Here is a 19,908-nt window from a genome sequence, read left to right on the forward strand (position 1 = left end):
AGTGTTTTTTAATTTTTATTGGATTGAAAATCTATAAATTCGAATGCAAATCACACCAACCGTAATCTACGGTTGTATTTCAATCGTTCCGAAGGTTTTTCGTTGAAATTCCATTTACATTGTAAATAAGTGATGCTGTAACATTTAAAATGTAGACTAGAAATAGCATGGGTTATACATGATAGAAACAGTCATTTTTGTGTTTGTCTAAGGCGATGTTTCATCAAATTGTAAAAACGCGGTCTATTTTATGTGATTTTACTCATAAATGTATGTTCATGTTTTTGTTGTGTTTGTTGTTAATCGCTGTACAATTTGTACTTAGTTAATCATTACGGAAACTGGCAATGAAAAGAGAACAAACGATTGATAAGCTCTATCAGCTAGCCGAACAAACTCAACAAGTTCAGGCTGACCGAATTGAGATTATTTTGGAAGAGCGAAGTGATGAACATTTCCCTCCAATGTCTAAAGCTATGATGGAGACTCGTTCTGGTTTAACGCGTCGTAAGCTCGATGAAGCGATCACTAAACTTGAAGCTGATGGCCATCAGTTCACAAAGAACAACGCTAATCATTACTCGATTTCATTGACAGAAGCTCACATGTTGATGGACGCGGCAGAAGTGCCGAAGTTCCATGAACGTAAGCAGCACGCTGACAATAAGCCATGGATTATCAACGTACAAAACCAGAAGGGTGGTACGGGTAAATCAATGACAGCAGTTCACTTAGCCGCTTGTTTGTCTCTGAATTTGGATAAGCGCTACCGTATCTGTCTGATTGACTTGGACCCACAGGGCTCTTTGCGTCTGTTCCTAAATCCACAAATTAGTGGGGCAGAGCACGACAGCATCTATTCTGCCGTCGATATCATGTTGGACAACGTGCCTGAAGGCCAAGATGTCGATCTAGAGTTTCTTCGTAAGAACGTACTATTGCCAACTCAGTATCCAAACCTGAAGACAATTTCTGCTTTCCCAGAAGATGCGATGTTTAACGCTGAAGCGTGGCAAAGCCTTTCACAAGATCAGTCACTTGATATTGTTCGTCTGTTAAAAGAGAAGCTTATCGACAAAATCGCCGATGACTTCGATGTGATTATGATTGATACCGGCCCGCACGTTGACCCTCTAGTATGGAATGCAATGTACGCGTCGAACGCACTTCTGATTCCATGTGCAGCTAAGCGTTTGGATTGGGCTTCAACGGTTAACTTCTTCCAGCACTTACCAACGGTTTACGAAATGTTCCCGGATGATTGGAAAGGGCTCGAATTTGTTCGTCTAATGCCAACCATGTTTGAAGACGACAACAAGAAACAAGTGTCAGTTCTGACCGAAATGAACTACCTGTTGAATGACCAAGTAATGATGGCAACCATTCCAAGAAGCCGTGCTTTTGAAACCTGTGCTGACACTTACAGCACGGTTTTCGATCTAACGGTGAGCGACTTTGAGGGCGGTAAGAAAACTCTAGCTGTTGCTCAAGACGCAGTACAAAAAAGTGCTCTAGAATTAGAGCGCGTATTACATAGCAACTGGCCTTCACTTAATCAGGGATAACAACAATGGCAATTAAAACATCTGACTTAAATGCAAAGCTATTTGGTAAAGCAAACAAACGTCGCGTAGCAACACCACAAGAAGCGCAAACAGCGGCAAAAGAACAGGCTCAAGTGATCGAGCTTTCTGTTGCTGGCGAAGATCTGGTTTCATTTGAATTGGTTCGAATTCCTGCGGCTGAAGTGGCAACTCGAACGGTTGTTTTTGAAGAGAACGCTCGTGAGCAATCTTTCTTAAATGAGCACGCGCTTTCTGATGTTCTTACAACATTGAAAGAACGTGGTCAGCAATACCCTGCGGTCGGTCGTAAGAACAAAGACGGTAAGATTGAAGTTCTTGATGGTAGCCGTCGTCGTATGTCATGTATTTTGGCTGACAAAGAGTTCCTAATCTATGTTGCTGAAAACATTAACGGCGAACACGCTAAGTTCCTATCAGACGTAGCTAACGCTCATAAACCGCTTTCTCTTTACGAGAAGGGCAAAGAGATGCAAGCGAAGCTAGATAAAGGCGAAGCTGAAGACCAGAAAGCACTGGCAAAAATGTTCCAGTGCAGTGAAGCTTTGGTGAGTGGTGCATTGAAAGCAGCCGCTTTGCCACTTGAATTGCTACAAGCTTACCCAAATGTGAGCGACCTTGGTCGTCCAACAATTGTTAAACTACACAAGCAGTTTGGTGGATTGACGAGTGAACAGCAGCAAACACTACTGACTAAGTGTGATGCTTCTGAAGGTTTTGTATGGCAGCGTAGCGAAACTCAAGGCGTAACTCGTCTAACCAAAGACGTGACAGAAACTCTGGAAGGTTGGATTCTTGAATTGGCGCCAGCGCCAGCGAAGAAAGCTTCTCCAAAAGTTGAGCTTATTAAGGGCCGCGCATCATACAGCCGCAAGGGTTCAAACTTGGCGTTGAACCTTAAGAAAGTTGATGATGCAACAATGGAAGAAATCCTCGCCTTCGTTCAATCGAAGCTCGACTAAGTCGACGACTTTTCATTACTCCTCTAAAGCCGCTTAATGCGGCTTTTTATTTGGCTGTGATAAACTGTGTTTAGATGAATCTGGACGCTAACTATGACAAACCCAACCAACACTTTTCTGCATACACTTTCTAATATCGCTCAACATAACGATCACCGTTACGGCGTGGTCTTTGATGGCGATTTTGATTGGCAAAACTCAGCTGTTTTTACCTTCCTTCAAGACTCACTCACTCCGAGCATCTTCCAGATTGGCGGTACGCCATTTGAAGGTGTGATTCATGCTCCAGTAAAAAAAGGCCAACAACTGCTTGGTCGTGAGTGCCAAGTTCTTGTTTGTGACTTTAGAGAGCAGTTTGATGCGAATGGTTTTAGTGCTGCGCTGGGTTCGTTAGTCGGTGGTGGGCTGCTGTTGGTGTTGCCGCCAAAAGTTGATGCCTCTGAAGATAGCGAGAGCTTTGGTCAACGTTGGTTAAAACGTCATTTCGATAAACTGACTTCTGTTTCACAACACAATGAAGCCGGCGATGTAGTTCAAGCAACTCACGTTCTTCCTCAGATGCAAAGCGCCCAAAACGGATTGGATAAATTTGAACAGCAAAACACGGCTGTTGAATTAGTCAAAAAAGTGGTGTCTGGACACCGTAAACGTCCTTTGATTCTCACTGCGGATAGAGGGCGTGGTAAAAGTTCGACATTGGGTATTGCCGCTGCGCAGCTGTTAGTTGAGCGTCACGGGTTTAATATTGTTGTTACCGCACCTTCAGTGAAAGCGGTAGAGCCGGTATTTTCCCATGCTAGCCAAGGGTTGGAATCTTGCGAAGTGGTAAACGCTACTCACATTCGTCATCAAGGTGGCAGTTTAAGATTCGTCGCAACAGATGAATTACTTAAATCTAAGCCTGATTGCGATCTGTTATTGGTTGACGAAGCAGCTGCAATTCCAATTCCGATGCTTAAATCCATGGTCGACATCTATCACCGTATGGTCTTTTCAACCACGGTACATGGTTACGAAGGCAGTGGACGAGGGTTCGGTATTAAGTTTGAGTCTTGGCTTTCTGAGCATCGTCCGGGGTGGAAAGGCTTTAAGCTCGAACAACCGATTCGTTGGAATAGCAACGATCCGCTAGAAGCTTGGTTGTTTGATTGCTTCCTACTTGGTAATGACGCATCAGTCACTGAATCGGCGGTTGATGAAATCGAAGGCTTTTCTGCTGACGCAATCAACCAATTAAACTTGGGCGAGTTATCAAAATCAGAATGCTTGGCTAATCCTGAGCAGCTACAACAATGTTTTTCTCTTCTCGTGGATGCGCACTATCAGACCTCGCCAAATGACTTAATGCAATTTCTCAACAATCCAGCAATCCGTTTATACGCCGCTTGGCAGCAAGATAAATGTTTAGGTTGTATGTTAGTGACGGAAGAGGGTGGTTTGGACAGCGAGTTGATTGCTCAAGTTCAACTTGGAAAACGCAGGCCTCAAGGTCACCTTGCCCCTGTATTACTGGCAAACCAATTTGGCTGTACTCAGGCGGCGACCAGTCGGTGCCTTCGAGTTATGCGCATTGCTGTTTCAGCTCGTCATCAAGGTTTGGGTATTGGCCGTTGGATGTTGGCTCAGTTATCACAGCAAACCAGCCAAGCAGATTATCTGGCGACAAGCTTTGGCGCGACCAGCGAATTGATTTCTTTTTGGCGTGGTAGTGAATTTGAAGCTGTGCACATCGGGCACCAGCGAGATCAGGCCAGTGGCTGTCACTCGGTTCTGATGGTTAAGGCGCTTAACTCAAACTCTCAAGGCTGGATAAACCAAGTTCAAAATCACTTCGAGCGTAGCTACTGTTTTCTTGTTTCAGGTTCTTTGGTTTCACTTGAAACCGATATGGTGCGAGCACTGCTGCCAAGGAGTGTTCACACCGTTAGTGAGTTTGAAACTCAGTTAGTTAGAAATTACGTGAACGGTGGCAACAGTTATGATGCGATCAGCTTCAGCGTACTGAACTTGATTCTACTCAGTAACGATCGAAACATAGGTATTTCTGACTTACTCATCGCAAAGGTTGTTCAGCAGAAAGAGTGGGGGACTTGTGTTGAACAGTTTAATCTTGTTGGTCGTAAACAAGCAGAGATTCAGTTTCGTAAAGATGTCGATGCTCTGTTAGCAAATTTACAGTGTAAATAGGCTAGCCATCATTTAAATAGACTGACCGCAACAAATTAGATTTACAGTGTAAATTAGAATATTGGATTTACACTGTAAACTGAAGCTCCATATTGAAACCCGTTTTTACCCTGATTATCTGTTACATCATTTCTGTTTTATCTCTCCAGTACAGCCTTTAATCTTCTAAAGCTATTCGCCTTTACTATCTAGCCCTACATCGAATCAACATTCAATCGCACGAAATATTCTGAAAAAATTTTCCTATGTATTTGTAAAGGCGAAGCAGATCATAAAATGTGTAAGTCTTATTTATGAGTCATGTTTGCAGAATCGAAAGTAAGTGATGTGACGCTGATTATTCTAATAATGTGATACTCAGCGCAGAATGAATTATATAGACTGAATAACAACTGAGTCATTAGGGATACTCAATTCGAATGTGGGATAACATCGTTACATTGTCGGAAGACAAGCAACAAGTAATGGCATGTCTGCCAACCGGGACTGTGGTTGACGCAAGCTTTGATAACAAGACGCTGCCACCAACCTTGGAAGCTTTGAATGCATCAAACTATTTTCTTTTCGAAGAAGAGGTGTTGCGTTTCGTTACTCTTGCTAAAGAAGGTAAGGGTGAAGCTTATGAAGGAATCTTGATTGCCGAAGTTCGAAATGCCACTGTTGCGGTCGAACTGTCTGATGATGAGATGTTGGCGAGCCTCGTGGTCACTGGTCCCTACAATGGACACCCACTGCGTGGTAGCGACATCATTCAGTGCTTATCTCAAGCTCAAATAACAAAAGGAATAAATAAGTTAGCGCTCAGAAAAGTTTTGATGATGAGTAGCAAACTTAAGCCCGGCGAAAAGTTTACTCAGCCAGCCGCTAAAGGGACACAACCAGTAAAAGGTAAAGACGCTAAGTTTGCCGCTTTGGTTGAAGATATTACTCGTCAAGTATTGAAGCCTCGCAGTAAAGACGAAGGCAAGATTGATATGCGAGACTTGGGACAAACCATTACCGTTGGTCAAAATGATCACTTAATGAAACGAACCCCCGCTACCAAAGGCATCGCTGGCTTTACCGTTCAAGGCCGAATTATCCCACCGCTTCCTGGACAAGACAGTTTAATCAAGCCTGGAAAGGGCACTTACATCTCCCCTGAAGATCCCAATTTACTACTCGCCTCACACCCTGGATTGCCCATCATTAAAGACCGAACCATCGAAGTGGATGACGCCTTATGTGTCAGCAACGTCGATGTCTCAACTGGGCACGTTAAATTTAAAGGTAATGTGTTTGTCTCTGGCAACATCGAGCCGGGGATGATCGTCAAGGCGACCGGAAGTGTTACGGTTGGTGGCTTTATCGAATCGGCCGAAGTGCAAGCTCAGGGGGATATCAAAGTCGCCAAAGGTATTATCGGCCACACGACCAAAGAGGGTGAGCCAAAAAGTTGTAAGGTATTCAGTAAAGGCTCTATCACAGCAAGCTACGCACAGAATGCCGAGCTACAAACGGCCAACGACCTTAGACTTGGTGTGCACAGTATGAGTAATGACATTCGCTGTGGTAACAACCTTATCGTGATGGACAGTTTGAAAAAACACGGCACGCTAAGCGGTGGTGAAGCCAAAGTTGGCGGAAAAGTAGAATGTGTCTTCTTAGGTGTTGAGGGAGACACCGCAACTAAGGTACATGGTTTTGCGCGCTACGATGGTTACCGCCAAAAGATAGCTGAGCTGAAGGAAACTTATAAATACACTCAAGAGCAAACCATGGGTGTGATTCGCCAAGAGTTAGAATTTAAGAAGCGCCCGAAAGCAGAGAGAAGCGAAGAGCAAGCCCTAGAAATAGAGCAGCAACGTGAGAAGAATAACCTCGCAATAGAAAACACAAAGTCGCAGCTAGATACACTCGAAGCGGAGTTTGCAACCAACCTTGCTGAATGCACTGTAGAGGTACACGAAAAAGTGTATACCCGAGTGACGATTCAATTTGGTGATGAGACAGTCACAACCAAGCGAACCCACGGCGGAAGTGTTTTCTCATTCAACCAATACGAGATCCAATGTTCATTCAAGATGGAGCAAGAGGATATTGCTTTGTAGACTTTTGTGCTGAACACAAAGTTACGTATGCTTAAGGTGCCGATACTGACAAATAAAAAAGGGGAGCTGATGCTCCCCCTTTTGGTTTCTACTGATAATTATTTATTTAGGTGGCTTGAGCGCTCTAACTAACGGCTCTCACTCGGCCTTGTTTAAGGTCTGAAAGAACCTGTGCTTTAGGACCATCTGCAATGATGCAGCCTTTCTCCATTACGATCACTCGATCGACAATGTCCAACATCGACGTTTTGTGTGTAATCAGAATTAACGTCTCGCTTGGTAGCAATTGGTTAAGTTGGTGTTTGATGTGCATCTCTGAACGGTTATCCATAGCACTGGTCGGCTCATCCATCAACAACACTGGCGGACGGCCAAGGAAGGCTCTAGCAATGGCAATTGACTGACGTTGTCCACCAGACAGCAAGGCACCACCTTCACCCACTTGGCGTTCCAAACCTGCAGGATCTTGTTGAGTAAATGCGGTTACCCCTGCACGGTTTGCTGCATCCATCACGTCACGGTCATCCACCAAAGGACGACCTAAAGTAATGTTGTCTCTTACTGAACCGTAGAACAGGTTACTGTCTTGCGGAACACAACCTATATTGCGTCGTACGTCGACATGATGCAGTTGCTCCATATCCGTGTCATCAATACGTACATGGCCTTCTGTGGGCTTGTACAGGCCCATAATCAGACGTTCTAGTGTGGTTTTACCTGAACCAATACGACCAATGATTGCTACTTTCTCACCAGGACTAATATTGAGGGTTAAGTCTCTAATTGAAGCCACTGGTGAATCTGGGTAGTGGAACGTCACTTTATCTAGCGCGATATGGCCCTGAATAATCGGACGGTGAATGTAGCGTTTACCTTCTTCTTGTTCATCAGGCATCGACATCACTTGCTCAATCAGAGTCATTGATGACTTTGCTTGGTTGTAACGAGTCGAAAGCAAAGACAGCTGAACAAGCGGGCCAATCGCTCGGCCGCTCAACATGGTTGCAGCGATCAAGCCACCCATCGTAAGTTCACCTTCTGCAATTAGATACACGCCAAAGATGATCATACCAACGTTAGTACTTTGCTGAACAAAGCCGGCGGTGTTTTGGATGCTGTCAGTGATGCGTCGACTTTTGATATTCCAATTCGCCATGTGAGCAACGGCTTCTTCCCAACGGAATTGGAATTGGCTTTGCGCACTGAACAGCTTAACCGTCTCTAACCCTGCCAAACTCTCGATTAAGTTCGCGTACTTCTGCGAAGCAAGACGAGAGCCTTCCTCAATGGTACGGCGCAGTGGACCTTGGATTAGCAATGCATAGACGATCAAAATGACCACGCCAGCAACGGGAACAAACACAAGGTTTCCAGCCATTAACCAAATTAGCGCTAAGAACATCAGTGCGAAGGGGAGGTCGATTAACGAGCCAATGGTTGCAGAGGTAAAGAATTCACGAATGGATTCGAACTCTTGCAAGTTTTTAGCGAAAGCACCGACAGAAGCAGGCTTCGCTTCCATACGAATCCCCAGTACTTTACTGAACAGTTTGGAGGAAATGAGAATATCGGATTTCTTACCGGCAACGTCAATGAAGTAGCTGCGCATCAATTTGAGCAGCAAATCGAATAGGAACACGACAAAGATACCACTTGCCAGCACCCACAAAGTTTCAAAGGCGAGGTTGGGAACTACCTTGTCGTACACCAAGCGTGTAAACATCGGCGCGGCAATCGCGAAGATGTTGATAAGAATGGAGGCAATCAACACATCTCGGTAGATGTTTTTAGATTCCCAAATCGTGCTCCAAAACCAATGCCCTTTACGTGTTTTTAGAACTTCTGGTGAACGTTCATCATAACGGAACTGTTTCTTTACCAAGAAGTAGCGGCCGATGAATTGTTCTTTCAGCTCTTCGACAGGAATGATGATTGGCACCATTCCGCTTTCCGCAGTAATGATTTCCGCTTCTTGCTTCTCTAAATCGATACTGTTGAGAACGCACGCCTCACCTTGTTTAAGTAGTAAGACCGCAGGCAGTATCAGGTGAGGAATCTTTTCTAAGTCGGAACGGTTTTCTTTTGCCACTAATCCTGCTCGTTCAGCAGAGCGTGGGAATAGGAAAGGGGTTAGCTTTCCATCGGATAGTGGTAGCCCATTGATCAACGCTTCGGGCGAGTTAGCTAACCCGTAATACCGGCTAACGTAGATCAGTGAGTTCAATAGTGGATCTTGCATGTGATATAACCCTTACAACTATTTATCAACAATGAAGCCTTGGAACACTTCTACGTAGTTATCAGACAGAATATCTAGCTGAGTCTGAGTTTCTATTCGAGACGCGATGGTGGTGACGCCTAGGTTGTGAGCGGTTCTAGAGATCGACGTTAAGGTAAACTTCTGTTTTTCGTCATCAAGGTTATGTGTGAACAGGTAATCTAGCTTCACATAGCTTGGACGGTATTCGTTGATGTAATCCAGTGATTGGAAGTTACGTCCGTAGTTATCGACACCAAACACCGCTTCAGCGTTGCGAATGGTGTTACACAAAAGTGCCGTGTAGTGCGGAACGTTGATGAAGCAGTTTTCTGGAATCTCAAAGTGCAACAGGTGAGCGATTGAAGCATTCTGTTCAAGCGTCTTACCGATCCAACGGATGAAGCTTGGTTGAGATATACTGCTTGGCGAGAGATTAATAGCGACTGGGCTGGTTACTTCTTTTGCATTGAGCTTTTCAACCATCTTCTCAATAACGTATTGGTCGAGAATGTGGCTCATTTCAAGCTGTTCTAGCGCGTATAGATACTGGTTAGCACCGTAACGCACGCCATCTTTTTCAATCGCAGAGAACACCTCTTGGTGATAGGTTTTACCAAAGGCATTGTTTGCAGCCTGCAAACGGAAGGTAATGAGGTCGTTGATGATCGCTTCTTCAACCAACATACGCCATTGTTGTTTGCCCATCACTGCGCCGTGATCGTCTGCGGTTACGTAGCCGTAAGCAAGTTCTCGATTCGCCTTGGCACTTGAGAGTGCGTTATCCACCAGCGACATGATTTCAGTACTGGTTTTACGCTTGTTGCTGTAGGTCACACCAAGAGCAATATGTGGATTCGCAGTGCCTGTTGGGTCTGAACCTAGGCTCTGGATACAGTTTACGATGCTGCTCGCGACAAGTTTCAGTTCGCTCTCATCAATGTTTGGCATGATGAAACCGAACTCGTCACTAGAAATACGAGCGATGGTGATATCTGGAGATGAAATTGAAGCTTGCAGCTGTTCAGCCAGTTGATGAACCAAGGCATCACCTTCTTGATAGCCCTTTTCATCGTACTCTTCACTGATAAACTCCGCTTTAAGTACCGCTAAACCACCTAAGCTCGACTCCTCTAACCATTGAGTTAACTGAGACATGTAGTAAGCACGGTTACCTAGCTGAGATACAGGGTCGATATATGCTCTTTCACGTAACTTCTGAGCTTCTTTCGCTTGGTTTTTAAATGCCAGTTCAACTTGAGTCGACATGTGGTTGATACCATCGACAACCAAGGTGAGATCTTTTGTCTTTGGACGAGCCAGAGGTTCGCCAAACTGATTCTTGGCGATCTGATCCATCTTGGTAATGATCAACGAGAGCGGGCGTAAAGCGCGCTTAAGGATCCAAGAGATAGACACCAAACCGAGCAAGAAGATCGTGCCAAATATGCTCAGTAAGCGGATGAATGCTTGCCAAAGTTGATCGTAGGCAGGGCCTGGGTGACTTACGATCTCGACCTCGGCCAATTGCATCCAGCCACTGGTGATCACGCGGCGGTCATGAACAGGCTCGAACAGGTTTAGGTTGGTAAACCACTCTGGTACGCCAGTTGGCTTTACAGGGTATGAGCGGAGAATGTCTTCACCGCTATCGAGAAAGATCAATCGAACGACTGAGTAAGAACTGCCATCAAACAGGGCGTTGATAACAGACTCCACTGCCACCTTGTCCTTTTCTTCTAGGTAAGGGGCGAGAGCCAGTCCAACAGTATTAATGGTATTACTTACCTCAGAGCGTTGCTGCTCCTCTAAGTATCCACGGGTGGTATTGAATTCGATCATAAAAACTGACGTCATCAGCAGTATGAACACTGCAACCATCCCGACCACAAGCTGTTTATATAAAGTCATTGTACCTACTCATCGTAATTGATAATGGGTTTGTTTAATTTTAGAGAGCGCTCACGTGAACGTAAGTCGTTCCATAAGCTCAATCTTGAAGATTTCCCTGCCAACTTGCCGCTGCCTGCTGCCGACTTGATCAACCAAAGGTTTTTACCGTTAAAACTGTAAATTGGTCTTAGATCTGGGCGTTTGGAACCGCGTTTAATTTCAGGGTTTAAGTTGTCCAAAATTAATGGCTCTGCACTCGGTGTTGAGTAGTAAGCTAACACCATGTGGAACTGGTTTAGTTCCAGTGCTTTTACGTACACTAATCGTAATTTCTTATCTGGGACGCCCAGTTCAAGCAAAGAGAAGTATTTTGCGATTGTGAAGTCTTCACAATCACCGGCGTTGCTGCCTAAAAATTCCAGTGGTGTTGCCCAGTAATCATTCTTTCCCCACAGTATGTTGTCATCGACAAAGTACATCTGGTTGAAGAACTGGTTCACCGACCTGAGCTTCTCTTTTTCACTTAATCCGTCGTATGACGTCATATTTGAGCGCCATGTTGCCACTCGCTTTCCGGCTCTATCGCCGTAGGTTTTGGTCACTGCATCTATCCACCGTTGGTCGCTCTTGTTGAGCGCCACAGAGGTGAAAGAGGTGAGGACCAGCAGCAATAGCGAAATCCGAGACTTCATAGCCTCTGCTCTTGTCTATTTGCTGTGTATTGAAAGGCGTTATCAAACATCAAACGTCATTACTCTTTTAGTGCATTGTTTTGAGCGCTTAATAGTGGCTTCAACATGTACTCAAGCACGGTTCTTTTACCCGTGATGATATCGACAGAGGCGGTCATACCTGGAATGATTGGCAACTCTTCGTTCTGTCCAAAATTGTGTTTTTCGGTGCGCACGCGCACGATATAGAAGCTATTGCCTTCTTCATCTTGAGTGGTATCGGCACTGATGTGCTCTAACACGCCTTCTAGACCACCGTACTTAGTGAAGTCATAAGCACTGAATTTAACGATGGCAGTCAATTCTGGGCGTAGGAACGCGATATCTTGCGGGGCGATTTTCGCTTCAACCAATAGAGAGTCTTCTGTTGGTACAATCTCAACGATGTCCATACCCGGTTGGATAACCCCGCCGACAGTATTAATACCCAATGTTTTAACGGTGCCTGTTACAGGAGAAACCACCACGGTACGGTTTACTCTGTCTTCTAGGCCAACGGCAGATTCGGTCATTGCAGAGAGCTTGTCTTGGGCTTGATTGAGTTTTTCTTGTTGTTCGGAGCGGAAGTTCAGTGCGGCGTCAATACGGCTGAGCATGGATTCTTTGATTGCTGAGCGTAAAAGAGGAATTTTTAGCTCGCTCGAAGTCATTTCTCGGCGAGTGTCGTTCACTTGTCTTTGCAGTTTAAGTAATTCAATTCGTGGTACCACCCCTTCATCGGCGAGAGGTTTGGTGATATCCAGTTCTTGGCGAGCAAACTGGTAGCTCTGTTTTAGGTTTCGAACACGCGCTTTAATCTCAACTAGGTCTTGCTGTTTCTGTTCAACTTGTTGATCAAAAACGGAAAGCTGGTTTCTCAGATTATTGAGATCTTGACGGTATTCTGCTTTTTGACGATTAACCAGTTGAGGTTGAAGTTCATAGAATTTAGGTGGGAACGCAAGCTTGCCATAATCGAGAGTGACACTTTTCTTCCATTCTTTTTCAGAGAATTCTTCATTGATGACAACACTGGTCAGGGAAGCGGAAAGCATTAACACGTTGGCGGTCAAGTTCGCGACTTGTTGTTCACGTTCGCGGAAGTCAGAACGGAATCGTGTGTCATCGATTAACAGCAGTTGTTGACCTTTTTGAACGCGTTGGCCTTCTTTAACTAAGATTTCTTTAACCAAGCCACCTTCAAGGTTTTGTACCACTTGGATCTGAGAGGAGGGGATCACTTTGCCTTGGCCAACGGTAACTTTGTCGATCTCTGCCCATGCAGACCACCCAATAGCAGCAATAAAAAACAGAACGATCACCCACAACATAATTCGCGCACTGGTGGGCGTATTGAGGAGTAGTGCCGCTGTTTTATCATCGACATACTCAAGCTCGGTCTCGTTCAATTTGCTGAAATTTTTCTGACTCATAACAGTCCTTGTTCGCTAAATAAAAGTGCAAGCCTATTGAGTGTATTCTTACTTTTGATAAATGTTAAGATTTTGCTCATTTAAATCTTTGAATTTATATATTTTTTAAGACTTATCGGTTCTTGAAATCTGTTTTATCGAGTTGGTGCTTTCTTAGTTTGTCATACAGTGTTTTTCGCGATACCTGCAGCTCTTGTTGTACTTCTTTTAAACGACCTTGATGGCGATGTAGTGCCTCAATCAAGATAATTTGTTCAAAGCTATCGGTGCGTTGGTTTAACGACTGTTGTTGCTCTTCAATGCTCATATCGAGTTCATTTTGCTCATTAGTATCGTTGTCGAGCGACGGCTGCTTAATTTGAGTCAGCACTCTGAGTTCAGCATGTTGGCGAAGCTGACGAATGTTCTCCGTCCAATGCGTTGCAATGAGTCGCTGAATCTCTTTTTCTGTAATGACGGGTGGCGGCAGTTGATAGCGACTGGCTGCACCACGAGCAAAGTGTTTGAACAAAGAGCCAATATCTTCCGTTCTTTGCGCCAAGGGTAGTAAATTAAATCGGCGCAGTTCACCTGTAATTGTAGTAGGAACTACTGTAGTTGCGATAATGATACAAGTTGCATTGGTCTTGCATGAGTTTTCACGAAGTAGAGTGGGTTTTAGGTTCGCTAACCACAGCCATTGATCCTGAGTTAGTGCTTCTGTCTCATGGATATAGAGTGTTCCACCTTGATGCTTCAAGAACAGTTGCAAAATAAACTGATGGAATGTCGCTTCGTCACTGCGTGGCAAATTAAACGCAGCGACAGGGCAAAGCTCCGCGGTTTGATGACTGTGTAAATCATGGGTGTATTGTGCTGTGACCCTTTTCCCCGTCCCTAAATCACCAACAAATAATAGAAGTGGGTTAGTTTTGGTATCTAGGGTGATCAATTCTCGGCGTAATGCCTGCATTGATGGTGATTGACCAATCAGTTTCGGGCCAACCTGATTTTGCATTGCCAACTCTTTACGCAGTAGGTTGTTCTCTTCAACCAGTGCGAGCTTATCCGCCGCTTTTTTAACGGCAGTGAGTAGGGCATCGACCACAAATGGCTTTTCCAGAAAATCGTAAGCGCCGGCTTTCATCGAGGACACCGCGGTTTGCACGTCACCATGTCCGGTAAGTACGATGACCTGAAAATGAGGATTTTGGCTCAGTAACTTTTGCGTCAATTGAATGCCATCCATCACCGGCATGTGAATATCGGTGACGACAATTCCGGCTTGCGTGGTATCTATTTTCTTTAATGCCTCAATAGCATTGGGAAAGCAGACAATATCGATGCCTTCAATGAGCATGGCTTGTTCTACGGAGTCTCGAATGGCGGGTTCATCGTCGACAAAATAGAGTTTAGGCATAGAGTGCAAAAGCCGATTCCTTAGCAGTAGGTGAGATTAGCAGTATGTGAGATTCGTTTTCTAATCAGCGATAACAACGGCGTGTTAGCCCTTATCGTTATATAACGGGATGTTTAGCGAGAATACCATGCCTGAAGGCTCTAACCGGTTCGCGCTGATCGTGCCGTGATACGCTTCAATAATCCGTTTCGATATTGAAAGCCCTAGCCCTAAACCTTCCGGTTTGGTGGTGAAAAACGGGTCGAACAGCTGTTCTAGTTTGTCATCTGGCATGCCAATTCCGTTATCCCAAATGATCAGCTGACAAGAGTTGTGATGAAGTTGCCATTCGATGCCTATCTGTGGGCTAGCCTGTTGGTCAACGCTTTCCAGGTTTTGTTGCTCCTGCAAGATTTTCTGTTCAAGAACTTGTTGTTGCAGCGCTTGAATCGCGTTGTGAATCAGGTTCACTAGTACTTGTTCGAGTTCGGTTGGATGAATCGCAATATTGATGTCATCTGGCACCGTGCTTAGCCTTAGCGTAATGCCTTGCTTGATCATCAGCGCACTGAGAATGCTAGTGGCGTTATTGACCGCTTGATGCAGGTTCGCCACATGATGTTCTTGTTTGGTGACCTTGCGAGTAAAGACTTTGAGTCGCGCGATGATGTCGGTAATGGTGTTGTTGAGGCCAATCATTTTCTCAAGATTGCTTTTCACTAAATCGGTTCGTTCCATTTCCAGTAGCTTTAAGCTGTTTTCACTGTAGGTTCGCAGTGCTGCAAGCGGTTGGTTGATTTCGTGGTTAATGCTGGCTGACAGCTCACCGAGTACCGCTAATTTCGCGGTTTGTGTCAGCTCTTGCTCTGTCTGTTTCAACTTGGATTGCGACTCTTGGTATTGAAAAAGGGTTTGTTGCAGCTGTTGATTGGATTGCTTCAAGTAGTGGGTACGTTTATCTACGGTTTGTTCTAGGTTTTGGTTGAGTCGGGTCAACGCCACTTTCGCGAGATAAGTCTGGCGCCACGACCAAGCGATGAGCATCACCAAGCTGTAAATCACTACGAAGATGACATCGATCTGAAAGATTTTAATAAGTTCAGCTCTGGTCTCTTTTAGGGCGACGACTTGGTACTGGTTGTTGCTGATGGTAGCGGGGTAAAGATTAAAAGCACCAAGCTTGAATAACTGGTTGGCGGTGAGCTCTTTTCGGATTTCATTGGATTGAAGGTTGCTAGATTGATTGGCGTTGCTAGCTTCTGACTGAGATCTTGAAGAACGAAAGGCTTCGATGATCGAAATTTCGCTTTGACCGTATTGGCGTTGAAGTGCGATATCCGTTTGTTGTTGCTGCGTTAATGGCAACAGTGAATGATAAAGCCATGGAGCTTGGCTTGATAGAAAGACCACTTGGTTCGAGTCGAGTACTACGATCTCAAAATCGTCGCTGGTCAGGATGTTTTCGAGATTTTCTAAGCTCACTTTTACCGTGATAACGCCAACAACTTCCTTGTCGATATACAGAGGTGAAGACAGAAAATAACCTCGTACGTTCGAGCGAGCGCCTAGCGCGACATATTGTGTGTTGTTACCTTGAATGGCAGAAGCAAAGTAGGGACGAAACGAGAAGTTCTCACCTACAAAGGTACGAGGCTTTTGGTAATTACTGGAAGCGACCACAGTACCGCTCGGGTCGTGAATATAGATGGTGTCGGCTTGGCTTTGATTCGACCATTCAAATAGTAATTGATTGAGCTGCGCAGCGGAAATCTTGTCTGCTCGTGGTGATGAGTCAAAATAAGAGAGCAAGCGCGGGTCATGGCTGAGTAAATCCGGGATCTGTTTGAATTTATCCAATTCAGAGTCGATTTGTAGATTGGCTTTATTCGCTGCTTCATCGAGTTGCTGAGTGACGATTTTTTCTTGGAATTGCACTGCCATAAAGTGGGTTGCGGTCAGCCCTGCAGCTCCCAATAACAATGAGAATAAAACAAAGGGTGTCATTAGGTTAGGCAGTATTTTGGTCACTCGGATCTCAGCTTGTCATCGGTTTGTATAAAGATTATCAATATGATGGAGAGAGTACCGAGATCTTGTTAACACAGAGCACCTTCTGTGAGACAAAACCATGGCTTAGACTTGTGTTTCAAAGGATTACGGCGCAAAATCACAAAAAAATTTAAAGGAGCAAGCAAATGGAACTGACAGATATTCGTCGCGAATACGCTAAGGGTGGATTGAGACGTAAAGACTTGGCCGCAGACCCGATTGAGCAATTCAATTTATGGCTAGAGCAAGCCATTGAAGCGAAGTTGACGGACCCTACTGCCATGACAGTTGCTACGGTTGATGAAAATGGTCAGCCATTCCAACGCATTGTTCTGCTGAAGAATGTGGATAAAGACGGTTTCGTTTTTTACACCAACCTAGGTAGCCGTAAAGCGCACCAGCTTGAGCACAACAGCAAAATCAGTTTGCACTTTCCTTGGCATCCACTTGAGCGACAAGTTCATATTACGGGCACGGCTGAAAAGCTGACGGCTATGGAAAATATGAAGTACTTCTCGTCACGTCCAAAAGAGAGCCAATTGGCCGCGATTGCAAGTAAGCAGAGTAGCCGCATCTCAGCGCGTGGAATTTTAGAAGGTAAGTATCTAGAGCTTAAACAGAAGTTTGCCAAAGGCGAGATTCCTGTGCCTTCTTTCTGGGGTGGCTTCCGAGTTCGTGTGGATAGTATTGAGTTCTGGCAGGGTGGTGAACACCGCTTGCACGACCGTTTCTTGTTCTCACGCCAAGACAACAGTTGGGATATTGATCGCCTAGCGCCTTAGGCTGCTTGATCGCTTAGCTGCTTAACAGATCCAAAAATGCCGTTGATTAGACTGATCAAATCAACGGCATTTTTTTGTCTGCATTTTCAGCTGAACAGTCAATCAGTCACTGTGAAGAACAACAGAGATCTGTTTTTTGAGCAGAGTTTCTGGGATCACTGAGCCCAATCCTGAATCCAATGCATACTCAATCAATTGGCTTTTACTGCGTGCATCAAACTTCTGTTTCAATCTGGCGACATGACCTTCGACCGTTTTGATTGAAATGTTTAACGTCGACGCGATGTACTGTGGTTTCTTGCCGAAAAGCAGTAAGAACAGTACCTCTGATTCTCTCGAAGTCAGCCGCTTTTGCAGCTTAGACACGCGCGGCTCTGACCCCGCAAGCGATGCCTGATCGCCTTTTGTTCCTGTGGCCTGACAAACCCAATGATCGACCTCTAAGATCGCGGTATCGGTAAGCTCTTGGCCATAGAAGATGGTGCCTTGGACGTTGTCGTCGTCATCAAGCCATGGTGTTTTAGTAAAGATATGGGCGTGCCAGCGTCCGTCTGGATAGGGGTGAATATCGAGAATCTTAAGGGTACTGCGTGTATCCATCACATGTTTGTCTTGAGCTCTGAAATCTTGTGCGCACTCGGTGGTTTGACTGGGCATGTCGAAGTCGGTCAAGCCAGTACAAGTCTCATTGGGTTTTAAGCCAATCAATTGGTTGTAAGCAAGGTTGGCGTACACGAAGACCGAGTCAGTATCTTTGCAGCCCCAGCAGCCTGGAAGTTGTTCGAATAAAGAACGATGTATGGAGTTGAGTGGATCTGGCAAGGTTTTATCTCGTGTGTTGCGATGTTGCAATAATATCAGTTTCTTATAGCGCTGCAATGGCAATTAGAGTACGAAAAATAAGGGGGGACTGACAGTTAAACGGACTGCTGACTAACTGTGTCAATCACGGAGAATCGATGGGCATAAAGGGTGATAATCAGGCAAAAAAAAGCCAGCCTGAAGAGGGGCTGGCTAAAGACAAGATATGCCTTGTCGACATGTAGAAGATTTTCAGTCTAATTTACGAGGGTCAGGTAAATTAAACTGAGGCATCAATTTGATACCCAGAGTGACTTACTACTCTATCGACGAATCTACTCCTAGGAGTGCTTATGCATAAGGGGGGAATTCCCCTATAAATGCTGCTCAATGTGATAATTGAGAACCTAGAGTAAATATTTGGGATTCTGAGCCTGTGATTGGGAGCCTACAGCTCTCGTACTACTCGGAATCCTAGATAGTTCGCTGCCGTTGAAGGCGGTACGTACAGTTCGTTAAACACTTTTGCTTCTTCAGGAGAGAAGCTCCACGCGCCACCTTTTGCTAGGCCTTTCTGAACGGTTGTCCATTCCCATACATTACCCACCATGTCGTAGAAGCCTGTAAAATGTTTTTCGTGTTCGTGTTCGTGTTCGTGTGATTGCTTGTGAAGCCCCTAAATTCGCCGGAACGATTGGTTTTACAATGCCCGTAGTTTGTACGCTCTTGATCATCTTTCCGGAGGCATGATCAAGATGATCGCGGTAATGATCTTCTGTTTATGGTGAGGAAATGACTCTCATGATCATTTACAAATTCATCTTGTGCAGATTTCAGAGTATTATTCTCACTATGTCGATCTGAGTACTTTGCTGTCATGCCAAAACCTTTACCCTTTCCAAACCTAGACTTGTCCCCGCTAGGCCTTACTGGCCCTCGCCCTGCGGAGATCATTACTTTGCCTTCGCATATGGATTGTCACGATCACCACTATTCGCAAGTCGTGATTGGTTTAAATGGTCAGGCGGAATTTGAAGTTTGCGGTAAAGGTAATCTTATCGGGCCGGGTCAAGGTTGTGTGGTAACAGCGAGCTCTGATCATGCTTTCGGTGGGGTGGTTGGTCAGTCGGATATCCTAGTGCTCAATATGCCTGTGCCAACCGATGATGACCCTCTAATGTTAGAGAAGATTAACCAGTTAGAATCATCGAACGTCTACTTCCAATTAGACGCGCAAATTCAAAAGCTTATCCATATGTTGGTGCAAGAAATGCAGGCGAGCCCGGATGATCTATTGTTAAGCCGTGCCTGCAATGACACGGTGATCGCTCTGATGCAAAGGCACATATCGGCATTTGAAACCTCAATTAAAGACTCGCGTTTTGATCTTGAAGCACTGGATCGCTACATCGAGCAACACCTCGCGAATAAGATCTCTGTCGCTCAGCTTGCGGGCAGCGTGTTCTTGGGCGAAAGCCAGTTCCATATGCTGTTCAAAGAGCAAATGGGCATTACCCCTCACCAGTATGTTCTTGGTAAGCGTATCGATCGTTCTCGCCGTTTAATTGAACAGGGTAACCTTAGCCTTGGTCAGGTCGCAGAACTGGCTGGTTTCTCCGGTCAATCCTCTTTTACTCACACCTTTTCACGCCTTCAAGGCATGTCTCCATCCCAATACAAAAAGAAAATTTCTGTTAAATAGTGAAACAAAACGGCATATTATTTTAAAGTTTCATATGTGACGTTGTGTTTGTTTTGTTAATAAAGCGAGTTTTTAGCAAAA

The 19,908-nt window shown here is 45.0% G+C and carries 13 protein-coding genes and 1 pseudogene; 6 read left to right on the top strand and 8 right to left on the bottom strand.

Translation table 11 applies throughout. The annotated features are described in order from the left end of the window. Positions 1-347 precede the first annotated feature (347 nt). The 4 genes from ACED46_RS01310 (at position 348) to ACED46_RS01325 (ending at position 6,822) form a co-directional block, all read left to right on the top strand. Entirely contained in the window at positions 348-1,565 is a 1,218-nt protein-coding gene (locus ACED46_RS01310; RefSeq protein WP_017061213.1) for a ParA family protein, read from the top strand. Positions 1,566-1,570: 5 nt separating this feature from the next. Then, positions 1,571-2,545: a ParB/RepB/Spo0J family partition protein gene (locus tag ACED46_RS01315; protein ID WP_371720771.1), complete on the top strand. Its 975-nt coding sequence runs from the start codon at positions 1,571-1,573 to the stop codon at positions 2,543-2,545. Positions 2,546-2,638: 93 nt separating this feature from the next. Then, entirely contained in the window at positions 2,639-4,732 is a 2,094-nt protein-coding gene (locus ACED46_RS01320) for a GNAT family N-acetyltransferase (protein ID WP_371720772.1), read from the top strand. Positions 4,733-5,151: 419 nt separating this feature from the next. Further along, positions 5,152-6,822 carry a DUF342 domain-containing protein gene (locus ACED46_RS01325; protein WP_371720773.1) on the top strand — a complete coding sequence of 557 codons (1,671 nt, stop codon included), beginning with the start codon at positions 5,152-5,154 and terminating at the stop codon, positions 6,820-6,822. A gap of 124 nt (positions 6,823-6,946) precedes the next feature. Here ACED46_RS01325 and ACED46_RS01330 read toward each other — a convergent pair whose 3' ends face one another. From ACED46_RS01330 to ACED46_RS01355, 6 genes are all read right to left on the bottom strand, one after another. Beyond that, positions 6,947-9,061 carry a type I secretion system permease/ATPase gene (locus tag ACED46_RS01330; RefSeq protein ID WP_017061209.1) on the bottom strand — a complete coding sequence of 705 codons (2,115 nt, stop codon included), beginning with the start codon at positions 9,059-9,061 and terminating at the stop codon, positions 6,947-6,949. A gap of 18 nt (positions 9,062-9,079) precedes the next feature. Then, positions 9,080-10,990, bottom strand: a complete 1,911-nt coding sequence (locus ACED46_RS01335) for a LapD/MoxY N-terminal periplasmic domain-containing protein (RefSeq protein ID WP_017061208.1) — start codon at positions 10,988-10,990, stop codon at positions 9,080-9,082. Between the two features lie 5 nt (positions 10,991-10,995). Next, positions 10,996-11,664: a transglutaminase-like cysteine peptidase gene (locus ACED46_RS01340; RefSeq protein WP_019823329.1), complete on the bottom strand. Its 669-nt coding sequence runs from the start codon at positions 11,662-11,664 to the stop codon at positions 10,996-10,998. A 59-nt stretch (positions 11,665-11,723) separates the two neighbouring features. Continuing rightward, positions 11,724-13,115, bottom strand: a complete 1,392-nt coding sequence (locus ACED46_RS01345) for an HlyD family type I secretion periplasmic adaptor subunit (protein WP_017061206.1) — start codon at positions 13,113-13,115, stop codon at positions 11,724-11,726. Positions 13,116-13,227: 112 nt separating this feature from the next. Continuing rightward, positions 13,228-14,514, bottom strand: coding sequence for a sigma-54-dependent transcriptional regulator (locus ACED46_RS01350; RefSeq protein WP_371720791.1), 1,287 nt, complete (start codon positions 14,512-14,514; stop codon positions 13,228-13,230). A gap of 84 nt (positions 14,515-14,598) precedes the next feature. Further along, positions 14,599-16,521 carry an ATP-binding protein gene (locus ACED46_RS01355; RefSeq protein WP_371720774.1) on the bottom strand — a complete coding sequence of 641 codons (1,923 nt, stop codon included), beginning with the start codon at positions 16,519-16,521 and terminating at the stop codon, positions 14,599-14,601. A 167-nt stretch (positions 16,522-16,688) separates the two neighbouring features. Here ACED46_RS01355 and pdxH point away from each other — a divergent pair, with 167 nt between their 5' ends. Further along, complete coding sequence (gene pdxH, locus ACED46_RS01360; protein WP_017061203.1) at positions 16,689-17,324, top strand: pyridoxamine 5'-phosphate oxidase; 636 nt, start codon at positions 16,689-16,691, stop codon at positions 17,322-17,324. 102 nt (positions 17,325-17,426) lie between these two features. Here the strand turns inward: pdxH and ACED46_RS01365 are convergent, their stop codons facing one another. Together ACED46_RS01365 and ACED46_RS01370 are read right to left on the bottom strand one after the other, a co-directional pair. Further along, on the bottom strand, positions 17,427-18,209 hold the full coding sequence (locus ACED46_RS01365; protein ID WP_371720775.1) for a PAS domain-containing protein: 783 nt from the start codon (positions 18,207-18,209) through the stop codon (positions 17,427-17,429). 364 nt (positions 18,210-18,573) lie between these two features. After that, a pseudogene (locus tag ACED46_RS01370) lies at positions 18,574-18,750 on the bottom strand (SUMF1/EgtB/PvdO family nonheme iron enzyme); the annotation flags it as partial. Positions 18,751-19,002: 252 nt separating this feature from the next. Between ACED46_RS01370 and ACED46_RS01375 the strand changes: the two are divergent. Beyond that, positions 19,003-19,827 carry an AraC family transcriptional regulator gene (locus tag ACED46_RS01375; RefSeq protein WP_017061200.1) on the top strand — a complete coding sequence of 275 codons (825 nt, stop codon included), beginning with the start codon at positions 19,003-19,005 and terminating at the stop codon, positions 19,825-19,827. Positions 19,828-19,908: the final 81 nt, after the last annotated feature.

It is taken from the genome of Vibrio sp. 1S139 (genome assembly GCF_041439475.1).
Lineage (GTDB): Bacteria > Pseudomonadota > Gammaproteobacteria > Enterobacterales > Vibrionaceae > Vibrio > Vibrio crassostreae_C.